The following is a 20017-nucleotide window of genomic DNA, read 5'->3' as shown; positions in this document are numbered from 1 at the left end:
ACTCTTGGAATTTGTCTACGAATCTTTGGTCTAACGCAATTCAGCAACTACTTTATTAGATTTTTCTGTTTCTAATTCTTTTTTCACTGTTTCATTTTTAGCTTTTTCAGATTCTAATTTCTTAGTAACATTTTCAGTTCCATCAATTTCATCTTTAATTTCCTTAGCTTTCACTTTTTTAGTTTCTAAGTCTTTAGATTTTTCTGCTACATCTTGGCGAACTAACTCTAAGTCTGATTCTTTTCCTTCTTTTTCTGCTTTAGTTTTTACTAATTCACTATTTTTATTTTTTAATTCTTCAGTCGCTGATTCCACTTTCTTTTCAGCTTTATTGATATTTTCATCAGTAGCATCTTTATCTCTTTCGATATCTGCTTTTATTTTACTGATTTCATTATCATTATTACTGATTTCTGTTTTTTTATTTTCAATAGCTTTATTTTTTAAGCTTTCTGCTTCTTTAGAAGCATCTACCTTTGTTTGAGCTTTTTCTACATCTTGTTTTGTAGTCTTACCTACTACTTCTTTTTCAATTAGCTTTGGTGTATTTTCAGTATTAACATCACCCGCTTTAACATCGCCGCCACTAGCAACAGCTCCAACAAAACTAATTCCTAAAAGAACCGACATTGCTCCTAGTTTATTTTTTCTAAGGGAAAACTTCTGTTTCCTTTTTATCATAATTTATTTCCTCCATAAAAATATGTAAATAATCATTTTATAAAGATAATTTTATCATAGAAAATTGAGATTAATATTAATTACGAAGAAATCGTCACATTACTTAATATATAGTTCATATTTTACTCATTTATCTTCTTAAATATGACAAAATTGTCCTCTTATTTTTCTGGATTAGTTATTATTAAAAGTTATATTAATACACTGAACATGTAAAAAAGAAACTAAGTCACTATGTAGTAAATAGTTTCTTTAATATATATTATTTAATAAATACATCTAGTATCAGAATTCTATATCAATACCTGTCTTATTAACTTTACAATAAGCTTCATAAGTTACATCCCTTACCTGTCTGTAATAAGAATCACCGGTAATCTCAGCAACAATATCTTCATATTTCAGAATTTTATTTGCTAAGATAACACCTTCTTCCTTATTTTGCCTTAAATATAGCGTAGCCATTATTGCAACGACTTCCTTAGAAAAAGCAGCTCTATTTATTAACAACGGATTTTCATTAAATAGCTTAAGCGTCTCTTTGCATCTTTTCTCAGCTAGTTCATAGTAACCAGCTCTTACTAAGAACGATAGCGCTACTTTTAACAAATCACAATATGCAGCACTCATATATTTACTCAAATAGTTTCTTACTGGGATATTTTTAAAGCAATCTTCAATAACCCTTTCAATATATTCTACTGAATAATCACCTTTTAAAGACGAATATATTAAAATAAACAGTCCATAAATTTCATCAGATCCCAATTTATCCAATGAATCAATTCTATCCTTTATTAATCTTCGATTCTCTTCAAATAATTCTTTATCCTTATCCCATAGAATATTATTTAAATAAATCAATATAGTTAATCTCTTACTAAAATCTATATCTTTTTTCTTTAGCTCTTTTTTACATTCATTTACCAACTTTGATGAAGAACCAGATTGTAACAGTTTCTGCAATTTATTAGCAAATTCAGTAGTTTCAGAGTCGGTATTATCCAAATAAAAAGTAAAATAATCTAGATAATTAATATTTAAATTGTCCAATAATTTTTCAAAAATAGAAATAGAAATACTAGTTTCATCAGCTTCAAAACGCATTAGTGTTCTTGTAGATATCACATCACCTGCTACATCTTTTAATTTATATCCTCTTTCCTCTCTTAGTTTTTTTAAAACTCGTCCATGCATTTTATTATCGTTCATTCTTCATCTCCTAAATTTAATATTAGCTAAAATTTATTACTATAATTATCTAAAATAGATGTAAGTAAATACTGTTATAATAATGTTTCCTTCTATATTTTATCATTAAATTAACTTATATTTTTAAAACATGACAAATATGTCCCATTGTAAAGTATTTTTCATTTAATTTCCTTATATAGAAATTTATGTGACAAATCTGTCGTATGTAATATATAGATTTATATTTGAATTCCACTAAAAAACCTCGAGGCATAACACTCTATACCTCGAGGTTCTTTTTTATATTAATCTTTATACTAGTTCCATAAATCTTCTAATAAGTGAGTTTGTGTTCTGTCTGGTCCTGTAGAGAAGACAGAGATTTTAACCCCTACTAATTCTTCAATTTTTTCTAGATATTTTCTTGCATTTTCAGGAAGTTCATCTAGTGATTTAACACCTGTAATATCTTCTTCAAATCCTGGTAATGTTTCATAGATTGGTTTACAACCTTTAATGATATTTTCATTAGCTGGATATTCAGTTAAGATTTCACCTTTATAGTCATAAGCTGTACAGATTTTAATTTCTTTAAGACCTGAAAGTACATCTAGACAGTTTACTGACAGATTAGTCATACCTGATACACGAGCTGAATGACGCATTACTACAGTATCAAACCATCCAATACGACGTGGACGTTTAGTAACTGTTCCATACTCATGACCAACTTCACGAATTGTATCCCCAATTTCATCGAATAATTCTGTTGGGAAAGGTCCATCACCTACACGTGATGTATAAGCTTTTGAAATACCTAATACTTTAAGTCCGTTTGTTGGAACAAATCCGTTACCTACTGTAATTCCACCTGCAGATGGGTTAGATGAAGTAACATATGGGTATGTTCCGTGATCGATATCTAGCATTACACCTTGCGCACCTTCGAATAAGATATTTTTATTTTCGTTTTGCGCATCTTCTAATACTTTAGAAGTGTCTGTAACATATTGTGCTAATTGTTTTCCATATTCGAAGTATTCATTGAAGATTTCTTCTACTGTGAATCCTTCAGTTTCATAGATTTTTTCGAATAGTTCATTTTTTTCTTTCAGATTTTGTTCTAATTTTTTCTTGAATAGATCAGCATCTAATAAATCAGCTATACGGATACCACAACGTTTGTATTTATCCACATAACATGGTCCGATACCTTTTTTAGTAGTACCAATTTTATTTTCTCCACGACGAGCTTCTTCAACCTCATCAAGTTTTAAGTGATATGGTAATACTACGTGTGCTCTATTAGAGATTCTTAGTCCCTTACAAGTAACTCCACTTTCTCTTAGTCTATCAATCTCACTACAAATCCACTTAGGATCTACTACTAGACCATTTCCGATAATTGAAAGTTTTTCTTCATTAAAAATTCCAGATGGGATTAATTGAAGTTTGTAAGTTTTTCCATCAAACTTAATAGTATGTCCTGCATTGTTACCCCCTTGATAACGAGCAATTACATCCGCACGTTCTGCTAAAAAGTCGGTAATTTTACCTTTACCTTCATCTCCCCATTGTGAACCTACTACTACGATTATTGACATTAGTTACGCCTCCTGAAAGCAATTATTTTTTCCATTAATAATTATATCACAAATACAGACGTTTACAACCATTTTTTATAAAAAACTCAAAATTATCGTACGATATAGCTTGTTTTCACACTTTGTTCACTTTTATGCGTTTTCATTAAAAACAATCATAATTGAACCATGTCAACTACATTGAAAAAGTAAAACAAAAAAATAACTCGAAAAATAGCATAGTCTATTTCTCGAGTTACTTGTTATTAATATATTATTAGAAGATTCCTAAGATTGTTTCTGTTTCTTCATCAATATCGATATTTAATGCACTTGGTACTTTTGGAAGTCCTGGCATTGTTAATACTTTATTCGCATAAGCTACTACGAATCCTGCACCACTACGAAGTTTAACATCGTTAATAGTAATGTTAAATCCAGTAGGACGACCTTTAATTTTTGCATTATCTGTTAATGAAGCTGGAGTTTTTGCCATACATACTGGTAAGTTCTTGAATCCAAGATTTTCTATTTTCTCGATTTCAGCCTTAACTTCATCAGAGAAGTTAACTCCATCAGCTCCATATATTTCACGACATACAGTTTCAATTTTTTCAATGATTGAAGCTTCATCTTTGTATAATAATTGAAGTTCTTTATCGTTTCCTTCAACAGCTTTTACTACTTTTTCTGCTAGGTCTATTCCACCAAGACCACCTTTTTCCCATACTTCTGTACGAGAGAATTCTACGCCTTGTTCTTTTGCCCAGTTTTCTAAGAATGCTAATTCTTTTTCTGTATCAGTAACAAAGACATTTAGAGCTACTACTATTGGTAAATTAAATTTACGTAAGTTTTCGATATGTTTTTCTAAGTTTTGAACACCTTTAGCTAATGCTTCTAAGTTTTCTTCTTTTAGATCTTTTTCTTCAATATCACCGTGTAGTTTTAATGCTTTAATTGTTGCAACTACTACTGCAGCTTTTGGTCTTAAACCTGATTTACGACATTTAATGTTTAAGAATTTCTCAGCTCCTAAATCAGCTCCGAATCCAGCTTCTGTAATTACATAGTCAGCAAATTTTAAAGCTGTTTTTGTAGCTAAGATTGAGTTACATCCATGCGCAATGTTTGCGAATGGTCCACCGTGAATAATCGCTGGGTTGTTTTCTAATGTTTGAACAATATTTGGTTTAATCGCATCTTTTAATAATGAAGTTATAACACCTTCAATTTTCAAATCTTTTAGGTAAACAGGTTCACCTTTTTTGTTGTAAGCAACAAGAATATTACTTAATTTTTCTTTAAGATCTCCTAATCCTTCTGATAAACATAAGATTGCCATGATTTCACTAGCTACTGTAATATCGAATCCATCAAGACGCTCTAAGTCAGTTCCAGCATTAACTTTAATATGACGTAAATCACGTGCGTTCATATCCATAACACGATTAAAGACAATCTTATCAATCTCTAATTCGTTACCTTGAAATACATGGTTATTTACTAGTACTGCGATTGCATTGTGCGCTGTAGTAATAGCATGCATATCTCCAGTAAAGTGTAGATTAATATCTTCCATCGGTACAACTTGTGCATATCCTCCACCAGCTGCTCCACCTTTTCTTCCTAATACAGGTCCTAAAGATGGTTCACGTAGTGCAACACAAGATTTTTTTCCGATTTTATTTAATCCATCAGATAAACCGATAGTTACAGTACTTTTCCCTTCGCCACTTGATGTTGGGTTAATAGATGTTACTAATACTAGTTTAGCATCTTCACCTATATCTTTCTTGATATTTTTTGTTTGAATTTTTGCTTTGTGATTTCCGTATAATATTAAATCTTCTTCTTTTATCCCTAATTTTCCTGCTACTTCAGCAATATGTTTCTTTTCACATTCGTTTGAAATTTGAAAGTCTGACTTCATTTAATCTACCTCTTTTCTTTGGTCTTTGTTTTTTATTTTAATCTTCCAATCCTGGAATACGTTTATAGATCTTATCGATATTTACAAGATGTACATTTAGATCGAAACAGCTATCTAACACTTCTTTAGAAACTGTATTTTTAATAGTTTCATTTTCTTCAAGAAGCTCTCTAAATGGAATACCTTCGAACCAAGATTTCATTGCAAGTGGTTGTACTAAGTCGTATGCTTCTTCACGAGAGAATGAGTATTTTTCGATAAGGTTACTCATAGTTCTTTGAGCGAAAATCACACCGTTAGTGGCATAAATATTTTTAATCATGTTATCTGTAAATACTGTTAGATTTTTCACAACATTAGTAAATCTGTTTAACATATAATCTAATAATGTTGTTGCATCATTACTTAAAATTCTTTCTGCACTTGAGTGAGAAATATCACGTTCATGCCATAATGGAATATTTTCGTAAGCTGCAAACATGTATCCACGCATAATTCTAGCACACCCTGCCATGTTTTCACTTGAGATTGGATTACGTTTATGAGGCATTGCACTTGAACCTTTTTGATTTTTCGAGAAGAATTCTTCTGCTTCTCTTACTTCTGTACGTTGTAGATGACGAATTTCCACCCCAATTTTTTCGATTGAACTTGCTATTAATGCTAACGTTGCATAGTAATCAGCATGTCTATCACGTTGTAAAGTTTGTGTTGAAATATTACTTGATTCAATTCCTAATTTTGCACAAACATAGTCTTGAACTTCTGGTGGTGTATTTGAAAATGTACCTACGGCTCCAGAAATTTTTCCTACTTCAATAATTTTTCTTACTTCATTAAAACGTTTGATATGACGATTAAATTCATCATAATAAAGTGCGAATTTTAATCCAAAGCTGCTAATATCAGCATGAACCCCGTGAGTACGTCCGATGCATGGTGTGAATTTATATTGTAGTGCTTTTTCCTTTAATACTTCTTGGAAATTTAATAAATCTCTGTAAAGTATATCATTAGCTTGTTTGTATAAATATCCATAAGCAGTATCAACAACATCAGTAGATGTTAATCCATAGTGCACCCATTTTTTTTCATCACCTAGATAACTAGAAACGTTACGAGTGAATGCTACGATGTCATGTTTTGTTTCTTTTTCTAATTCTAAAATACCTGGTAAGTCAAATTTTGCATTAGCGAATAATTTTTCAACATCTTCTTTTGGTACAACACCTAATGTACTCCAAGCTTCTGTCGCATAAAGTTCTACTTCTAAATATGCTTTAAAACGATTCTCATCGCTAAAGATATTACGCATTTCTTCTCTACTATATCTTTCAATCATTGCAATAATCTCCTGATGTTCTATTTTTTCAATCAATCTATCTAAAAATATTATAATGACAAATGACCGATATCTTTTCTGTAAAATAGTTCTTCACATTCTATTTTTACTATCTCATTATACACTTTTTCATATGCTTCTTGCAAGCTCTTTCCTTGCGCACATACTAATAATACACGACCACCATTAATTAATATATCATCATCTACACGCTTTGTACCCATATGGAATACTGGTGTAGACACTTTATCTAAGCCATGTATTACAGCCCCTTTTTCACTATGTTCTGGATATCCTTTGGCTGCCATTACAACACCGATAAAAGCATCCTCACTCCATTTTAACTCTACTTCTTTACCATCTATAATATTGTTTGCTATTTCGTATAAATCACTCTCTAATGATAGAAGTAAAATTTCACTCTCTGGATCTCCAAAACGAACGTTAAATTCAATAGTTTTTACACCATCATGACATTTCATAAGACCAGCATACAGTATACCATAAAATGGCATTCCTTCATCACTCATAGCATCAACCATAGGTTGAACTACATTTCTAACACCTTCATCTATGTCATCTTGAGTAATTTTCTTAAGTGGTAGATATGCTCCCATTCCTCCAGTATTTAATCCTTCATCATTATCAAAAGCTCGTTTATGATCTTGAGCAATTTCCATAGGATATACTTTTCTATCAGAAACAAAACACATCAACGAAAATTCTTCACCTTGAAGAAATTCTTCAATAACGACACTAGAGCCAGCCTTATTGAATTTAGCATTACACATCATTTCCTTAAGTTCAGCTTGTGCTTCTTCTAGAGTATTCGCTATAATTACACCTTTCCCCGCTGCTAATCCGTCTGCTTTAAGAACAATCGGAGCTTTTTGCTTGCTTAAGTACTCTTTAGCTTGTTCATAATCATTGAAACTTTCATATTTTGCAGTCGGAATATTGTACTTTCTCATCATCATTTTTGAGAATACTTTGCTTCCTTCTAATTGCGCTGCAAGTTTAGATGGTCCAAAGGCACGTATACCTACTTTTTGTAGTTCATCTACTAGACCATTAACTAATGGCACTTCCGGTCCAACGAAAACAAGGTCGATACCATTTGTTTTTGCATAGCTTGGTATTTGGTCTTCTGTTAATGCTACACATACTCCAAATTCTTCGACTGCAGGATTAATTCCTGCCATATGTACTTCGTGACCTTCTTTATGGAATTTATAAGCGATAGCGTGCTCTCTACCGCCGCTTCCTACTACTAATACTTTAGCCATATTAATGTTTAAAGTGGCGTATTTTACTGAAGACCATCGCCACACCTTTCTCATTACATGCATCTATACTTTCTTGATCTCGTATAGATCCTCCTGGTTGCACTATAGCAGCGATACCGTAATCAGCCGCAATATCAGCACTATCTCTCATTGGGAAAAATGCATCTGAAGCAAGCACTGCACCTCTTGCTTTTTCTCCTGCTTGTTCTAAAGCTATTTTACATGAACCTACTCTATTCATCTGACCAGCACCGATTCCTAAAGTTTGCCCATCTTTTACTACTACTATTGCATTTGATTTAACGTGTTTTACTACTTTTAAGCCAAACTCAATATCTTTTTGTTGAGTTTCATCAACTTTTTTCTCAGTTACACTTTCATATTCATCAGCAAGTTTATCGTTAAAATCTTGTACTAAGATTCCACCACGAACACTTTTAATTTGTTGTTCATGATTATTATTTTTTTCTGATAATTTGTAAATACGCAGATTTTTCTTCTTAGTTAGTATTTCTAATGCTTCTTCATCGTAATCTGTCGCTAAAATAATTTCTAAAAAGATATTATGCATTTTTTCAGCAGTTTCCTTATCTACTTTGCTATTTACTGCAACGATTCCTCCGAAGATAGATACAGGATCAGCTTCATACGCACGACTATATGCTTCAAATACAGAATTTCCTGTCGCTACTCCACATGGATTCATGTGTTTAACAGCAACACATGTAGTTTCATCAAACTCTGAAAGAATATCCAGTGCTGCAGAAGCATCTCGAATGTTATTGTATGACATTTCTTTACCATGAAGTTGCACAGCATTTTGCAAAGCATAACTTTCGTTATTATCTTGTACATAGTGATAAGCTTTTTGATGAGGGTTTTCCCCATAACGAAGACTATCTTGTAGTTTATATGATAAAGTTAATTTTTCAGGTACTAAGTTATCTTTTTTATTAAAGTAATTAGCGATAGCAGCATCATAACTAGCTGTTGTATTAAATACTTTTATAGCTAATGCTCTTCTTGTTTCATAAGTAATACCACCTTGTTCAAGTTCAGAAAGTACTCTATCATAGTCATTAATATCAGTAACTACTGATACATCGTTGAAGTTTTTAGCAGCACTTCTTAGCATACTCGGACCACCGATATCAATATTTTCTATGATTTCCTCTTCACTAACCCCTTCTTTTTTTACAGTAGCTTCAAATGGATATAAGTTTACACAAACTAAGTCAATATATTCAATGTTATTTTCAGCTACATGTTTATTATGAAGTTCATTACCACGTTTTGATAATAGACCTCCATGAATTTTAGGGTGCAAAGTTTTTACGCGACCTTCTAAAATTTCTGGAAAATGAGTAACATCTTCAATACTGATACAGCTTACACCATTATTTTTTAAATGTGTATAAGTTCCACCTGTACTAATAACTTCGAAACCATGTTTTTCTAAACCTTTTGCAAATTCTACTATATTTGTTTTATCACTTACACTTATTAATGCTCTTTTAGTCATAGTGCCTCCTCAACTAACTTCAATATTACTTCTGGATATAATTTATGTTCTAGTTTATGTACTTTTTCAGTAACAGTTTCTAAAGTATCCTCTTCTAAAACTTCAAATGATCTTTGAGCGATTACTTCTCCACCATCAAGTTCTTCATTTACATAATGAATACTAATTCCTATCTCTTTCTCACCTGCATTGAACGCTTGTTCAATAGCATCTTTACCTTTAAATTTTGGTAATAAAGACGGATGTAAATTAAGAATTGTCTTTTTATATTTTTCTAAGAAAAAGGGTGAAATAATTCTCATATATCCTGCTAAAAATATATAATCTAAATCTTTAACTTTCTCAAAAATTACACTTTCATATGCTTCTTTTGACTCGAAATCTTTCGCAGAGAATATAAACACCTTAATATTTCTATCATGTGCTTTTCTAATAACAGCTGCATCTTTCTTATCACATACTAACAGCTCAATTGAGATTTTATCTTTTAATCTTTCATCATCTGCAATTTTCTCAAAATTGCTTCCTGTTCCTGATGCAAATATTGCTACTTTCTTCATACTATTTTTATTCCACTTTCATCTGTTACTTCTCCAAGAACAAACGCATTATCTATTAATGATAAAGTTTTATCTACGTCTTCCTTGTTTACTATTAATACCATTCCTACACCCATATTAAAGATGTGGTACATTTCTTCTTCATCGATTTTACCTTTTTCTTGTAGATACTTGAATACCGCTGGTACTTCATATGAATTTTTATCAATCTTCATACCTAATCCATCTCTAAGAGCACGAGGTAAATTCTCATGGAAACCTCCCCCAGTAATATGAGCTATTCCAGCTACTTTTACCTCTTCCAGTACTTTAAGTACTTCTTTTACATAGATTTTAGTAGGTGTTAATAATATTTTTCCTACTGTACTTCCATTAAATTCTTCGTTTAAACCAATATTATTATCTTTTAAAATTTTTCTTACTAATGAAAAGCCATTGGAATGTACTCCACTTGACGGAAGACCTATAACAACTTGACCTGCTTTTGTATTTTCAGTACTTAATAATAGTTCTTTTTCTTGAGCCCCTACGCAGAATCCAGCAATATCATATTCACCGTCTTCATAAAATCCTGCCATCTCAGCAGTCTCCCCACCGACTATCGCACACCCTGCTTGAACACAACCTTCAGCAACACCTTCTACAATTGCTTCTACTTGTTCAGGGTAGTTTTTACCTACTGCTAGATAATCTAGGAAGAATAATGGAATTGCACCTTGTGCTAGTATATCATTGGCACACATCGCTACAACATCTATACCAATTGTATTATGAATATCCAATTCGAATGCAAGTTTTAACTTTGTTCCTACACCGTCAGTTCCACTAACTAATACAGGATTTTTAAAGTTATAACTACTAAGGTCGAACGCTCCCCCAAAGCCACCGATAGCTGACATCATACCAAGATTTTTAGTACGAGCTACGTGTTTTTTAATACGCTCCACACTCTCATAACCTGCTTGTAAACTTACACCACTTTCTTCATACTTTTTACTCATTACATTCTACCCCTCTCTTTTAGAAATTGTATTTGAATATCTGTCATTGAATTAACGTAACTTTCTTCATAGTCATATAGACCTGCTGAATAATCTCCGTTATAGCACTCCATACATAACCCTGTATACGGTGCATCATAGTTTAAACCAATAGAATCTATCAATCCTTGTTCACTTAAGAAACCTAGAGAATCCGCTCCAATAATTTCACATATTTCTTCATTTGTTTTATTTGCTGAGATAAGTTCTTGTGTAGTAGAAATATCTATACCATAGAAACTAGGGAACATTAGAGGTGGACATGCTATTCTTACGTGCACTTCTCTTGCTCCCGCTTCTTTTAACATTTTCACTATTCTCTTACTAGTAGTACCGCGAACTATCGAATCATCAACTAATACAATACTCTTACCTTGAACTACTCCTCTTACAGCTGATAGTTTCATCCTTACACCTTGCTCACGAAGTTCTTGTGTAGGCTGTATAAATGTACGAGCTACATATTGATTTTTAATTAGTCCCATTTCATATGGAAGTCCACTTTCTTCTGCATAACCACTAGCTGCAGATAAAGATGAGTTAGGTACACCTATTACCATATCAGCATCTGGTGTAGGTTGCTCTTTAGCAAGTGTACGGCCTGTTCTTTTTCTCGCGCTGTGAACGTTAATACCAGCAATATTAGAGTCAGGTCTAGCAAAATATACATATTCCATCGCTGCTATAGCTACTTGTGTATCTTCTGTATATTTCTCGATTCTAATACCTTTATCATTAATAGTAACTAGCTCTCCAGCACCTACATTACATACAAACTCTGCACCAACTATATCCAATGCACAAGTCTCACTTGCCGCAACATAGGCCCCATTTTTCATCTTACCTATCGCTAAAGGTCTGAAGCTATTTGGATCAACCGCACCATAAAGAGTATTTTCTGTTAATACTAAATATGTAAATCCACCTTTGATAATATTTAAACTTTCTTTAAGTTGTTCTTTAAAAGTTTCTTTTTTACTTCTTCTAATTAGATGAATAAGTACTTCTGTATCAGAAGACGAATGGAATATTGCACCTTGTTCTTCTAATTCTTTTCTTAAAGTTTTCGCATTGATTAAGTTACCATTGTGGCAGATACCAACACTCATATCATAGAAATGAAATAGAAATGGTTGAATATTTTGAATACTATTGCTTCCACTAGTCGCATATCTAACATGCCCAATAGCACTCTCACCTACTAATCTTTCTAATTTCTCTTTATCACGAAATACTTCTGATACTAGACCTAGGTCACGATGCCCTCTAAGTGTTGTACCTTCTTTAGAAACTATTCCAGCTCCTTCTTGACCTCTATGTTGTAAACTATGTAAACCAAAGTACGTCACATTACTAGCTTCAGGATGTCCCCAAATACCAAATACTCCACATTCTTCATTAAGACTACGCATTTTTTAATCTCCTTAAAACTTCTTCATAAGCTTCCATTACTGAACCTAAATCTCTTCTAAATCTATCTTTGTCTAATTTCTCATTTGTATCCTTATCCCAAAGACGACATGTATCTGGAGAAATTTCATCAGCTAGAATTATTTCACCATCTTTAGTTTTTCCGAATTCAATTTTGAAGTCAACAAGCACTAAGTTTGCATCTAAGTACAATTTTTGTAATAGTTCATTGATTTTTAAAGCTTGAGTACGGATATTTTCTAACTCTTCTTCTGTAACGATTTCTAATGCCACTGCATGATCATTATTTATTAATGGATCATTTAGTTCGTCATTTTTATAACTTAACTCAAAGACTGGTTTTTTTAATTTTTTTCCTTCTTCAAGTCCATATTTTTTTGCCATAGATCCTGCTACTATATTACGAACAATTACTTCTAAAGGAATAATAGTTACGTGTTTACAGATTTGATCTGTTTCATTAACTTTTTTAATGAAGTGTGTTTTTACACCTTCTTTTTCTAAGTATTTGAAGATTAATGAAGTAATTGTGTTATTAAATACCCCTTTACCTTCAAATTCTTCTTTTTTTACACCGTTAAAGGCTGTAGCACTATTTTTATAATGTACATATATTTCATCATTGTTTTCACATTCGAACAGTTGTTTAGCTTTTCCTTCATATAAAAGTTTCATTATTTTCTTCCCCCTTTGAAGTAATTCACTCCATTTTTGAATATATCTTGTTTTACTTTTATTGTATTTGTTTTATATAATGTAGCTCCGTATCTTTCGCTGTGTCCCATTTTTCCTAGGATAAGACCATCTTCACTAACTAATCCTTCAGTAGCTAGAACTGATCCGTTAGGATTGAAACGACCATTTAATGTCGCATTACCATCGAAATCACTATATTGGAAAGCTACAAGATGTTTAAATTTGTTAATATTAAGTCCTACAACTTTACCTTCACCATGGCTGAACACTACTTCGTGTTGCTCTCCAATGTTAAAATCTTGTAACCAAGGTGAGTTAGTATTAGCTACACGAGTAAATGCTGTAGTTGAAATATGTTCATAACTATCATTTCTATATAGTGTTAGGTCATCTTCTGCCAACTCTCTTACTTCACCATAAGGTAATAGCCCAGATTTAAGTAATGCTTGGAATCCGTTACACACACCTAAGATTAATTTTTTCTGAACAAGGTGTTTATGAATCGCATCTTTAACTTTTTCATTTTTTAAGAAGTTTACAATGTATTTAGCACTTCCATCTGGTTCATCTCCACTCGAGAATCCTCCAGGGAACATAATTATATGAGATTCTTCGATGGCTTTTGTGAACTCTTCTATCGATTGTTCAATATCATTTTCACGTGTATTTCTAATAACTACTGTAATAGGTGTAGCTCCCGCTTCTAAGAAGGCTTTTTCACTATCATATTCACAGTTTGTACCAGGGAATACTGGAATAACTACTTTTACATCTTCTACATATTCTGGATAATATTTTTTCTCTTTATATTCTGTATGAAGATTTTCAACATTACCTTTATCTTCATTTTGATATATTGGATAAACTTTATTTAGTGTTTTTGTATATGCTTCGTAAATATCTTTATGCATAAACACTTCATTATTAATTATAATTCTTTCACTAACTTTTCCTAATTCTTCAAATGGTAGCTCAGCTGTTGCTTCTACTACAAGTGATGCTGGATCAAAGTTAAGAATGTTTTCTTTTTCAACTTCAAAACCTAAATCATTACCTAGTGACATTTTCACTAATGAAGCGGCAATACTTCCCTCTTCTTGAACATAAGCAGATACTATCTTACCTTCTTTAATATACTTATGAACAAGTTCATAATTTTCTAAAGTTTTCTTAATATCTGGGTATCCTTTTTCATCTTTTTCTACAGGAACATAGTATAATTTATTGCCAACTTGTTTAAGTTCAGGAGTTATTACATCAGCTATTTTTACAGGAGTACAAGCAAATGAAATTAAAGTCTCAACTACATTTAAGTCATTGAAAGTACCTGACATACTATCCTTACCACCGATACTTGGTCTACCAATTTCTTTTTGAGCATAAATACTTCCTAATAAACTTTGAGTAACTTTACCCCATTTAGTACTGTCAGTTCCTAATTTTTCGAAGTACTCTTGGAATGAGAAGTATAAGCTATCTTTATTTCCACCTACTGCGTAAACTTTAGCTACTGATTCTAACACCGCATAAATAGACGATAGGAATGGTGAGTAGTAAGAAATTTTTGGAATAAATCCGTAAGTTAAGATTGTCGCTGTATCACTTGTTGTATGTAATGTTGGTAAAGCTTGAACACTCGCTTGAACTGGTGTAAGTTTGTGTTTACCAGCAAATGGCATAAGTACTGTAGTTACACCAATTGAAGAGTCAAATTTTTGAGCAAGACCTTTTTGACAAGTTACATTTAACTCACCTAATTCACTTAAAATATTTTCACGACTTACTTCTTTATTTAAGAATGGATTAGCTGCAGTGTTATCTTTCATTGTAACTGATGATTTTTGACGAACACCACTTGTTTCTAAGAAATCAGCACTCATATCAACAACTTTCTCATCGTTGTAATACATTTCTAAGCGACGTCTATTAGTTACGTTGGCAACATGAGCGTACTCAATATTTTCTTTCTCACATTCACGAACAAACGCATCATAATCTTTCTTATCAATAGCTACTGCCATACGTTCTTGAGATTCACTTGTAGCAAGTTCTGTAGCATTCAATCCTTGATATTTTGTAAGTACTTTTTCTAAATGAATTTCAATACCATCAGATAGTTCACCGATAGCTACACATACACCACCAGCACCAAAGTCATTACATTTTTTAATAAGTCTTGTAACCTCTGGTTTTCTAAATAAACGCTGTAACTTACGTTCTTCTGGAGCATTACCTTTTTGAACTTGGCTAGACATAGTGTTTAATGAATCGTTAGTATGTTCTACACTTGAACCACTCGCACCTTGAATACCATCGCGACCAGTTCTACCACCTATCATTACAACGATATCACCATCGACAAGAGTTTCACGTTTATAATCTCCGTCCTTAACAGCTCCAACTACAGCTCCAACTTCCATATGTTTAGCTACATAGCTATCATCATATAATTCACGAACAAAAGTAGTCGCAAGTCCAATTTGGTTACCGTATGATGAATTACCGTGTGCAGTTCCTTTAGCTATATCTACTTGGGGAAGTTTGTGTTTTAAAGTATCTTCACGTTTTTGTAATACATTACCACTTCCTGAAATACGCATAGCTTGATAAACGTAACTACGTCCTGATAGTGGGTCTCTAATAGCTCCCCCTATACAAGTACTCGCTCCTCCAAATGGTTCGATTTCACTTGGGTGGTTATGAGTTTCATTTTTGAATTGGATTAACCAACGTTCTTTTTCACCATTATTTTCTATAGTAGTAAAGAATGAACATGCATTAATCTCTTCACTTACTTCAATATTTTCATCTTTTAATACTTTTACATGATATTTACCAATAATACTCGCCATATCCATAAGCGTGATAGGTTTATCGTTACGGTCAAGTTCATCACGAACATTTAAGTAATAATCAAATGCATCTTGCATCTCTTTTTGGAAAAGTTCTGACTCAATTTTAACTTTATCCAACACAGTTTCAAATGTAGTGTGTCGGCAGTGGTCACTCCAGTAACAATCTAATACATAGATTTCAGTTTCAGTTGGTACGCGACCTTCTTTTTTGAAGTAATCTTGGATAAATACTAAATCTTCAATATTCATCGCTAGAGAAAATTCTTTTTTAAGACCAAGTAACGCATCTTTGTCAAACTCTAAAAATCCCGCTAAATCTTTTAGTGGTTTTGGAGTAGAATCTAATGTAAAGTCAAGAATTGATAAATCTTTTTTACGAGCTTCAATAGGATTTACTAAATAACTTTCAACAAGTTCTAATTGTTCATCTGTTAATTCTTTATTAAAAAGAACTAGCTTACCACTTCGTACAGTTGCTTTACTCTTCGAGTTAAGCAGTCTTATGCTTTCTTTTGCGCTGTCAGCTCTTTGATCGTATTGAGCAGGTAACACTTCATAAGCGAAATACTTCCCATCGTTAAGCTCAATATCTTCAAACACTTCATCGACAACAATCTCAGAAAACACAGAAGTTTTAGCTAGTTCATAAGTTTCTTCATCAATATTAAAGACATCATAAATTACATACAACTCTACAGAGTCAAGACCTAGATTAAACTCTAAATTCAAGTTATCTCTTAGCTGTAATTCTTCTTTATTATATCCATTGCGTTTCTTTACAAAAATTCGTTTATTAGTCATGTTCTCCTCCTAAAATTACATCACCGTAAAAATTAATATGTCCTATTTTTCTATCTTGTCTTGGTTCTTTTTCATATAAGTGTAAGTAACCACCATTATTTTTATACACATCTATATAATAATCTAAGTCTTGACCTAGGATATTATATAATGTCGTTTCTTTATTCTCTATCTTACCGACTTTCAATCCGCAAATAGCTTCAATATGAGCTCTAAATTGACTCTTAGTTGCACTCTGCATCGTAATATGACCTGAATTGTGAACTCGTGGTGCTATTTCATTAAAAATAACTTTTCCTTCACTTATAAAAAACTCAACAGTGAGTACTCCGTAATAATCAAAATTACTAAGAATTCTTTTCGTATACTCTATTGCGAGAGCTTCTTGCTGCTTAGTAGCTGAAGTAGGTACTTTTGAACGATATAGAATATTATTTCTATGTTCATTTTCTACTACTGCAATGATATTAACCTCGTCTTTATCTTTAACAGCCACGACCGAAATTTCTTTATCAAGTTTAACGAACTCCTCTAGTAACGTATGTGGTTCTACTTCTTCACTAGAGCTTATTTTTTTCTGACCTTTTCCATCATAACCAAAACGTACAGTTTTCATTAAATAAGGTTTTGTTATTTCTACATCTGTATCTTCTTCAATATATATATAGTCTACTGTTGGAATGTCTAGTTTTCTAGCAAATTCTTTTTCATAATATCTATGTTGAGTAGTTCTTAGCACTTCTGCACTTTGTACAATATTATACTTTTTCTCTAGTTTTTCTAAAGAAGCGGCATCAATATTCTCAAATTCAAAAGTGATGACATCACTAACCGAACATAACTTTTCAACACTTGCGAAATCATTGAACTCAGCTTGAATAAAAATATCGCTAAAAATTTTTGCACAACAACTGTCACTAGGATCTAGAACGGCAATCTTGTAGCCCATCTCTTTGGCACTCATAGCGAGCATTCTTCCTAGTTGACCACCACCGATTATTCCAATAGTCTTTCCTGGTAATATCGTCTTAATCATAGTTCCATCTCTTCCAATACTATTCTTTCTTGTTCTTTTTTAAATTGTTCGTACTTATCAGCATACTTCTCATCATAAATTCCTAGTATTGATAAGGCACTAATAGCCGCATTTTTAGCTCCAGCTACTCCAATTGCCATAGTTAAGACCGGTACACCTGCAGGCATCTGTACTATCGAATACAATGAGTCAACTCCACTAAGAACACTAGATTTAATCGGAACACCAATAACTGGTAATGTCGTCATAGAAGCAACCATCCCAGGGAGATGTGCTGCACCACCTGCAGCTGCTATGATTAATGAATAACCATTTTTTTTCGCATTTTTAGAAAATTCAACTAAAAGATCAGGCGTCCTATGTGCACTTACTACTTTTTTATCAAAAGGAATATCAAACTCTTCTAACAACTTACAAGTTTCTTCCATCGTTGTATAATCCGACTTCGAACCCATAATTACCGCAACTTTCATACTTTAAGCTCCTTTTTTTATTTAAATGTACGTTATTTGATTATATATTTGTATATTTTATTTTTATCGTACGTCTACATTTAAAATTATACTACTTGTTTAAATTTTTATCAAGTACAAACAGAATAAAAATCGGATATTTTTAATTTTATATAAACAATATTTAAGATTTTATGAACTTTTCAACCTATTAATTTAATTATACTATTTATTTACATAAGAAAATACAGACATTTGATTTTTAAATATTCTAGAGCCTTGATATACTTGACTTTTACAAAATACACTACGAAGTTAAAAGAAAAATCTATTTTTTCGCAAAAATCATTTTAAAAACCGATAAATAAAACAAGAATATTTTAAGATAAAAAAATTATAATGAATAATCTTCTACAAAAACATTTACATATGTTAAAACATATGTTAAAATATATAGTGTTAGGAGGTAAACTCATGAGTTCGAAAGAATTAATAAAACAGCTTAATAAGTTAGGTTGGCAAGAAGTCCGAATAAAAGGCAGTCACCACCAATTTAAGCACCCTAACAAAGATTATCTTATAACTGTACCGCACCCAAAAAGAGATTTACCAAAAGGGACGGCACAAAAGATATTAAAACAAGCGGGCTTGAAATAAAGCCCCTTGATTTTAGGAGGTTAACCACATGAAATATATGTATTATGCAGTATTTACGCAAGAAAAAGATTATATAGATATAACATTCCCAGATTTAAAAGGTTGTATTACTTTTGGTGATAATTTAGAAGAAGCTTTATACATGAGTAAAGACGCTCTAGAGGGTTATTTATTAGTATTAGAAGATGAAAAAATGAGTATACCTAAACCAAGTACATATCAAGAGTTACAAGCTAAATTAAACGACAATCAACAATTACAATTAATTAATGTTGATACTGATTTTATTAGACGTAGAGAAGAAAACAAAGCAGTAAATAAAATGGTTACTTTGCCAAAATGGTTAGTAGACTTAGGGAAAGAAAAAAAAATAAACTTTTCACAAGTATTACAGCAAGCGTTAAAAAACGAATTAGGAGTATAACAAGATTAAAAAGGCAGTGGAATGAATCCACTGTTTTTATTTTGATTTAATATAAGTAATATAGGGAGTGTCTCAAAAATCGTGATTTCTTAAGAAACAAGATTTTGTTGATTCCCCCTGCACAGTTTATTAGATTTCTAAAAAGATTTTATAAAGAGAATTTAGATTTCAATAAACCTCTACGGCTATGAGTTCTCATATGAATTATTTTAAAATTATTATATCTTTTTAATAAAATTCTCGATAGCATATGCTACTCCATCTTCATTATTTGATTTTGTAACATAATCTGCAAACTTTTTTACGTCTGCCTCGTACCTTGACAAGTAGCCCAAAAAACACTCAGAACTATTGTTCTGAGTGTCCATTTAATTAGAATTTAATTTTTTCTTCGATGTATTGTTTTAATTCAGTGATAGGAATACGAGTTTGTTCCATAGTATCTCTATCACGAACAGTTACCATTCCATCGTTTTCAGACTCGAAGTCATAAGTGATACAGAAAGGAGTACCAATTTCATCTT

Annotated in this window: 18 protein-coding genes; 2 read left to right on the top strand and 16 right to left on the bottom strand. The window is 32.0% G+C overall.

Annotation, left to right across the window (positions count from 1 at the left end):
• Positions 1-30 precede the first annotated feature (30 nt).
• The 14 genes from PNO30_RS06810 to purE form a co-directional block, all read right to left on the bottom strand.
• The gene (locus tag PNO30_RS06810; protein ID WP_271987638.1) at positions 31-681 is read right to left on the bottom strand and encodes a YSIRK-type signal peptide-containing protein; all 651 of its coding nucleotides are present in this window, start codon (positions 679-681) and stop codon (positions 31-33) included.
• Positions 682-966: 285 nt separating this feature from the next.
• Positions 967-1893 (bottom strand): helix-turn-helix domain-containing protein, encoded by a 927-nt coding sequence (locus PNO30_RS06805; RefSeq protein ID WP_271987637.1) that lies wholly within the window; start codon positions 1891-1893, stop codon positions 967-969.
• A gap of 299 nt (positions 1894-2192) precedes the next feature.
• Entirely contained in the window at positions 2193-3479 is a 1287-nt protein-coding gene (locus tag PNO30_RS06800; RefSeq protein ID WP_271987635.1) for an adenylosuccinate synthase, read from the bottom strand.
• A gap of 256 nt (positions 3480-3735) precedes the next feature.
• On the bottom strand, positions 3736-5391 hold the full coding sequence (locus tag PNO30_RS06795; protein WP_271987633.1) for a formate--tetrahydrofolate ligase: 1656 nt from the start codon (positions 5389-5391) through the stop codon (positions 3736-3738).
• A 37-nt stretch (positions 5392-5428) separates the two neighbouring features.
• Positions 5429-6733 (bottom strand): adenylosuccinate lyase, encoded by a 1305-nt coding sequence (purB, locus tag PNO30_RS06790; RefSeq protein WP_003145935.1) that lies wholly within the window; start codon positions 6731-6733, stop codon positions 5429-5431.
• 50 nt (positions 6734-6783) lie between these two features.
• A complete protein-coding gene (gene purD / locus PNO30_RS06785) occupies positions 6784-8019 on the bottom strand; it encodes a phosphoribosylamine--glycine ligase (RefSeq protein ID WP_271987653.1) in 1236 nt (411 codons plus the stop codon).
• A gap of 1 nt (position 8020) precedes the next feature.
• A complete protein-coding gene (purH, locus tag PNO30_RS06780) occupies positions 8021-9541 on the bottom strand; it encodes a bifunctional phosphoribosylaminoimidazolecarboxamide formyltransferase/IMP cyclohydrolase (protein WP_271987632.1) in 1521 nt (506 codons plus the stop codon).
• A complete protein-coding gene (purN, locus tag PNO30_RS06775; RefSeq protein ID WP_271965266.1) occupies positions 9538-10101 on the bottom strand; it encodes a phosphoribosylglycinamide formyltransferase in 564 nt (187 codons plus the stop codon). The genes purH and purN overlap by 4 nt, the downstream gene beginning before the upstream one ends.
• Positions 10098-11102 (bottom strand): phosphoribosylformylglycinamidine cyclo-ligase, encoded by a 1005-nt coding sequence (purM, locus tag PNO30_RS06770; protein ID WP_271987631.1) that lies wholly within the window; start codon positions 11100-11102, stop codon positions 10098-10100. The genes purN and purM overlap by 4 nt, the downstream gene beginning before the upstream one ends.
• On the bottom strand, positions 11102-12553 hold the full coding sequence (gene purF, locus PNO30_RS06765; protein ID WP_271987630.1) for an amidophosphoribosyltransferase: 1452 nt from the start codon (positions 12551-12553) through the stop codon (positions 11102-11104). The genes purM and purF overlap by 1 nt, the downstream gene beginning before the upstream one ends.
• The gene (gene purC, locus PNO30_RS06760) at positions 12546-13247 is read right to left on the bottom strand and encodes a phosphoribosylaminoimidazolesuccinocarboxamide synthase (protein WP_271987629.1); all 702 of its coding nucleotides are present in this window, start codon (positions 13245-13247) and stop codon (positions 12546-12548) included. Before purC ends, purF begins: the two co-directional genes overlap by 8 nt.
• Positions 13247-16924, bottom strand: a complete 3678-nt coding sequence (locus tag PNO30_RS06755; protein WP_271987628.1) for a phosphoribosylformylglycinamidine synthase — start codon at positions 16922-16924, stop codon at positions 13247-13249. Before PNO30_RS06755 ends, purC begins: the two co-directional genes overlap by 1 nt.
• Complete coding sequence (locus tag PNO30_RS06750; protein ID WP_271965258.1) at positions 16917-17960, bottom strand: 5-(carboxyamino)imidazole ribonucleotide synthase; 1044 nt, start codon at positions 17958-17960, stop codon at positions 16917-16919. Before PNO30_RS06750 ends, PNO30_RS06755 begins: the two co-directional genes overlap by 8 nt.
• Positions 17957-18433, bottom strand: coding sequence for a 5-(carboxyamino)imidazole ribonucleotide mutase (gene purE, locus PNO30_RS06745; protein WP_271987627.1), 477 nt, complete (start codon positions 18431-18433; stop codon positions 17957-17959). The genes PNO30_RS06750 and purE overlap by 4 nt, the downstream gene beginning before the upstream one ends.
• Before the next feature lie 453 nt (positions 18434-18886).
• Here purE and PNO30_RS06740 point away from each other — a divergent pair, with 453 nt between their 5' ends.
• A complete protein-coding gene (locus PNO30_RS06740; RefSeq protein WP_271965256.1) occupies positions 18887-19069 on the top strand; it encodes a type II toxin-antitoxin system HicA family toxin in 183 nt (60 codons plus the stop codon).
• A 28-nt stretch (positions 19070-19097) separates the two neighbouring features.
• Entirely contained in the window at positions 19098-19493 is a 396-nt protein-coding gene (locus PNO30_RS06735) for a type II toxin-antitoxin system HicB family antitoxin (RefSeq protein WP_271965255.1), read from the top strand.
• 218 nt (positions 19494-19711) lie between these two features.
• Here the strand turns inward: PNO30_RS06735 and PNO30_RS06730 are convergent, their stop codons facing one another.
• On the bottom strand, positions 19712-19861 hold the full coding sequence (locus PNO30_RS06730; RefSeq protein ID WP_271987626.1) for an HAD hydrolase family protein: 150 nt from the start codon (positions 19859-19861) through the stop codon (positions 19712-19714).
• A 4-nt stretch (positions 19862-19865) separates the two neighbouring features.
• Positions 19866-20017, bottom strand: a 152-nt coding sequence (locus PNO30_RS06725; RefSeq protein ID WP_271987652.1) for a His/Gly/Thr/Pro-type tRNA ligase C-terminal domain-containing protein, incomplete at its 5' end; no start/stop codon positions are given.

Origin of the sequence: Gemella haemolysans (assembly GCF_028308085.1) — a bacterium.
Taxonomy (GTDB): Bacteria; Bacillota; Bacilli; order Staphylococcales; family Gemellaceae; genus Gemella; species Gemella haemolysans_D.
This window is presented reverse-complemented; position numbering and strand designations above follow the sequence as displayed.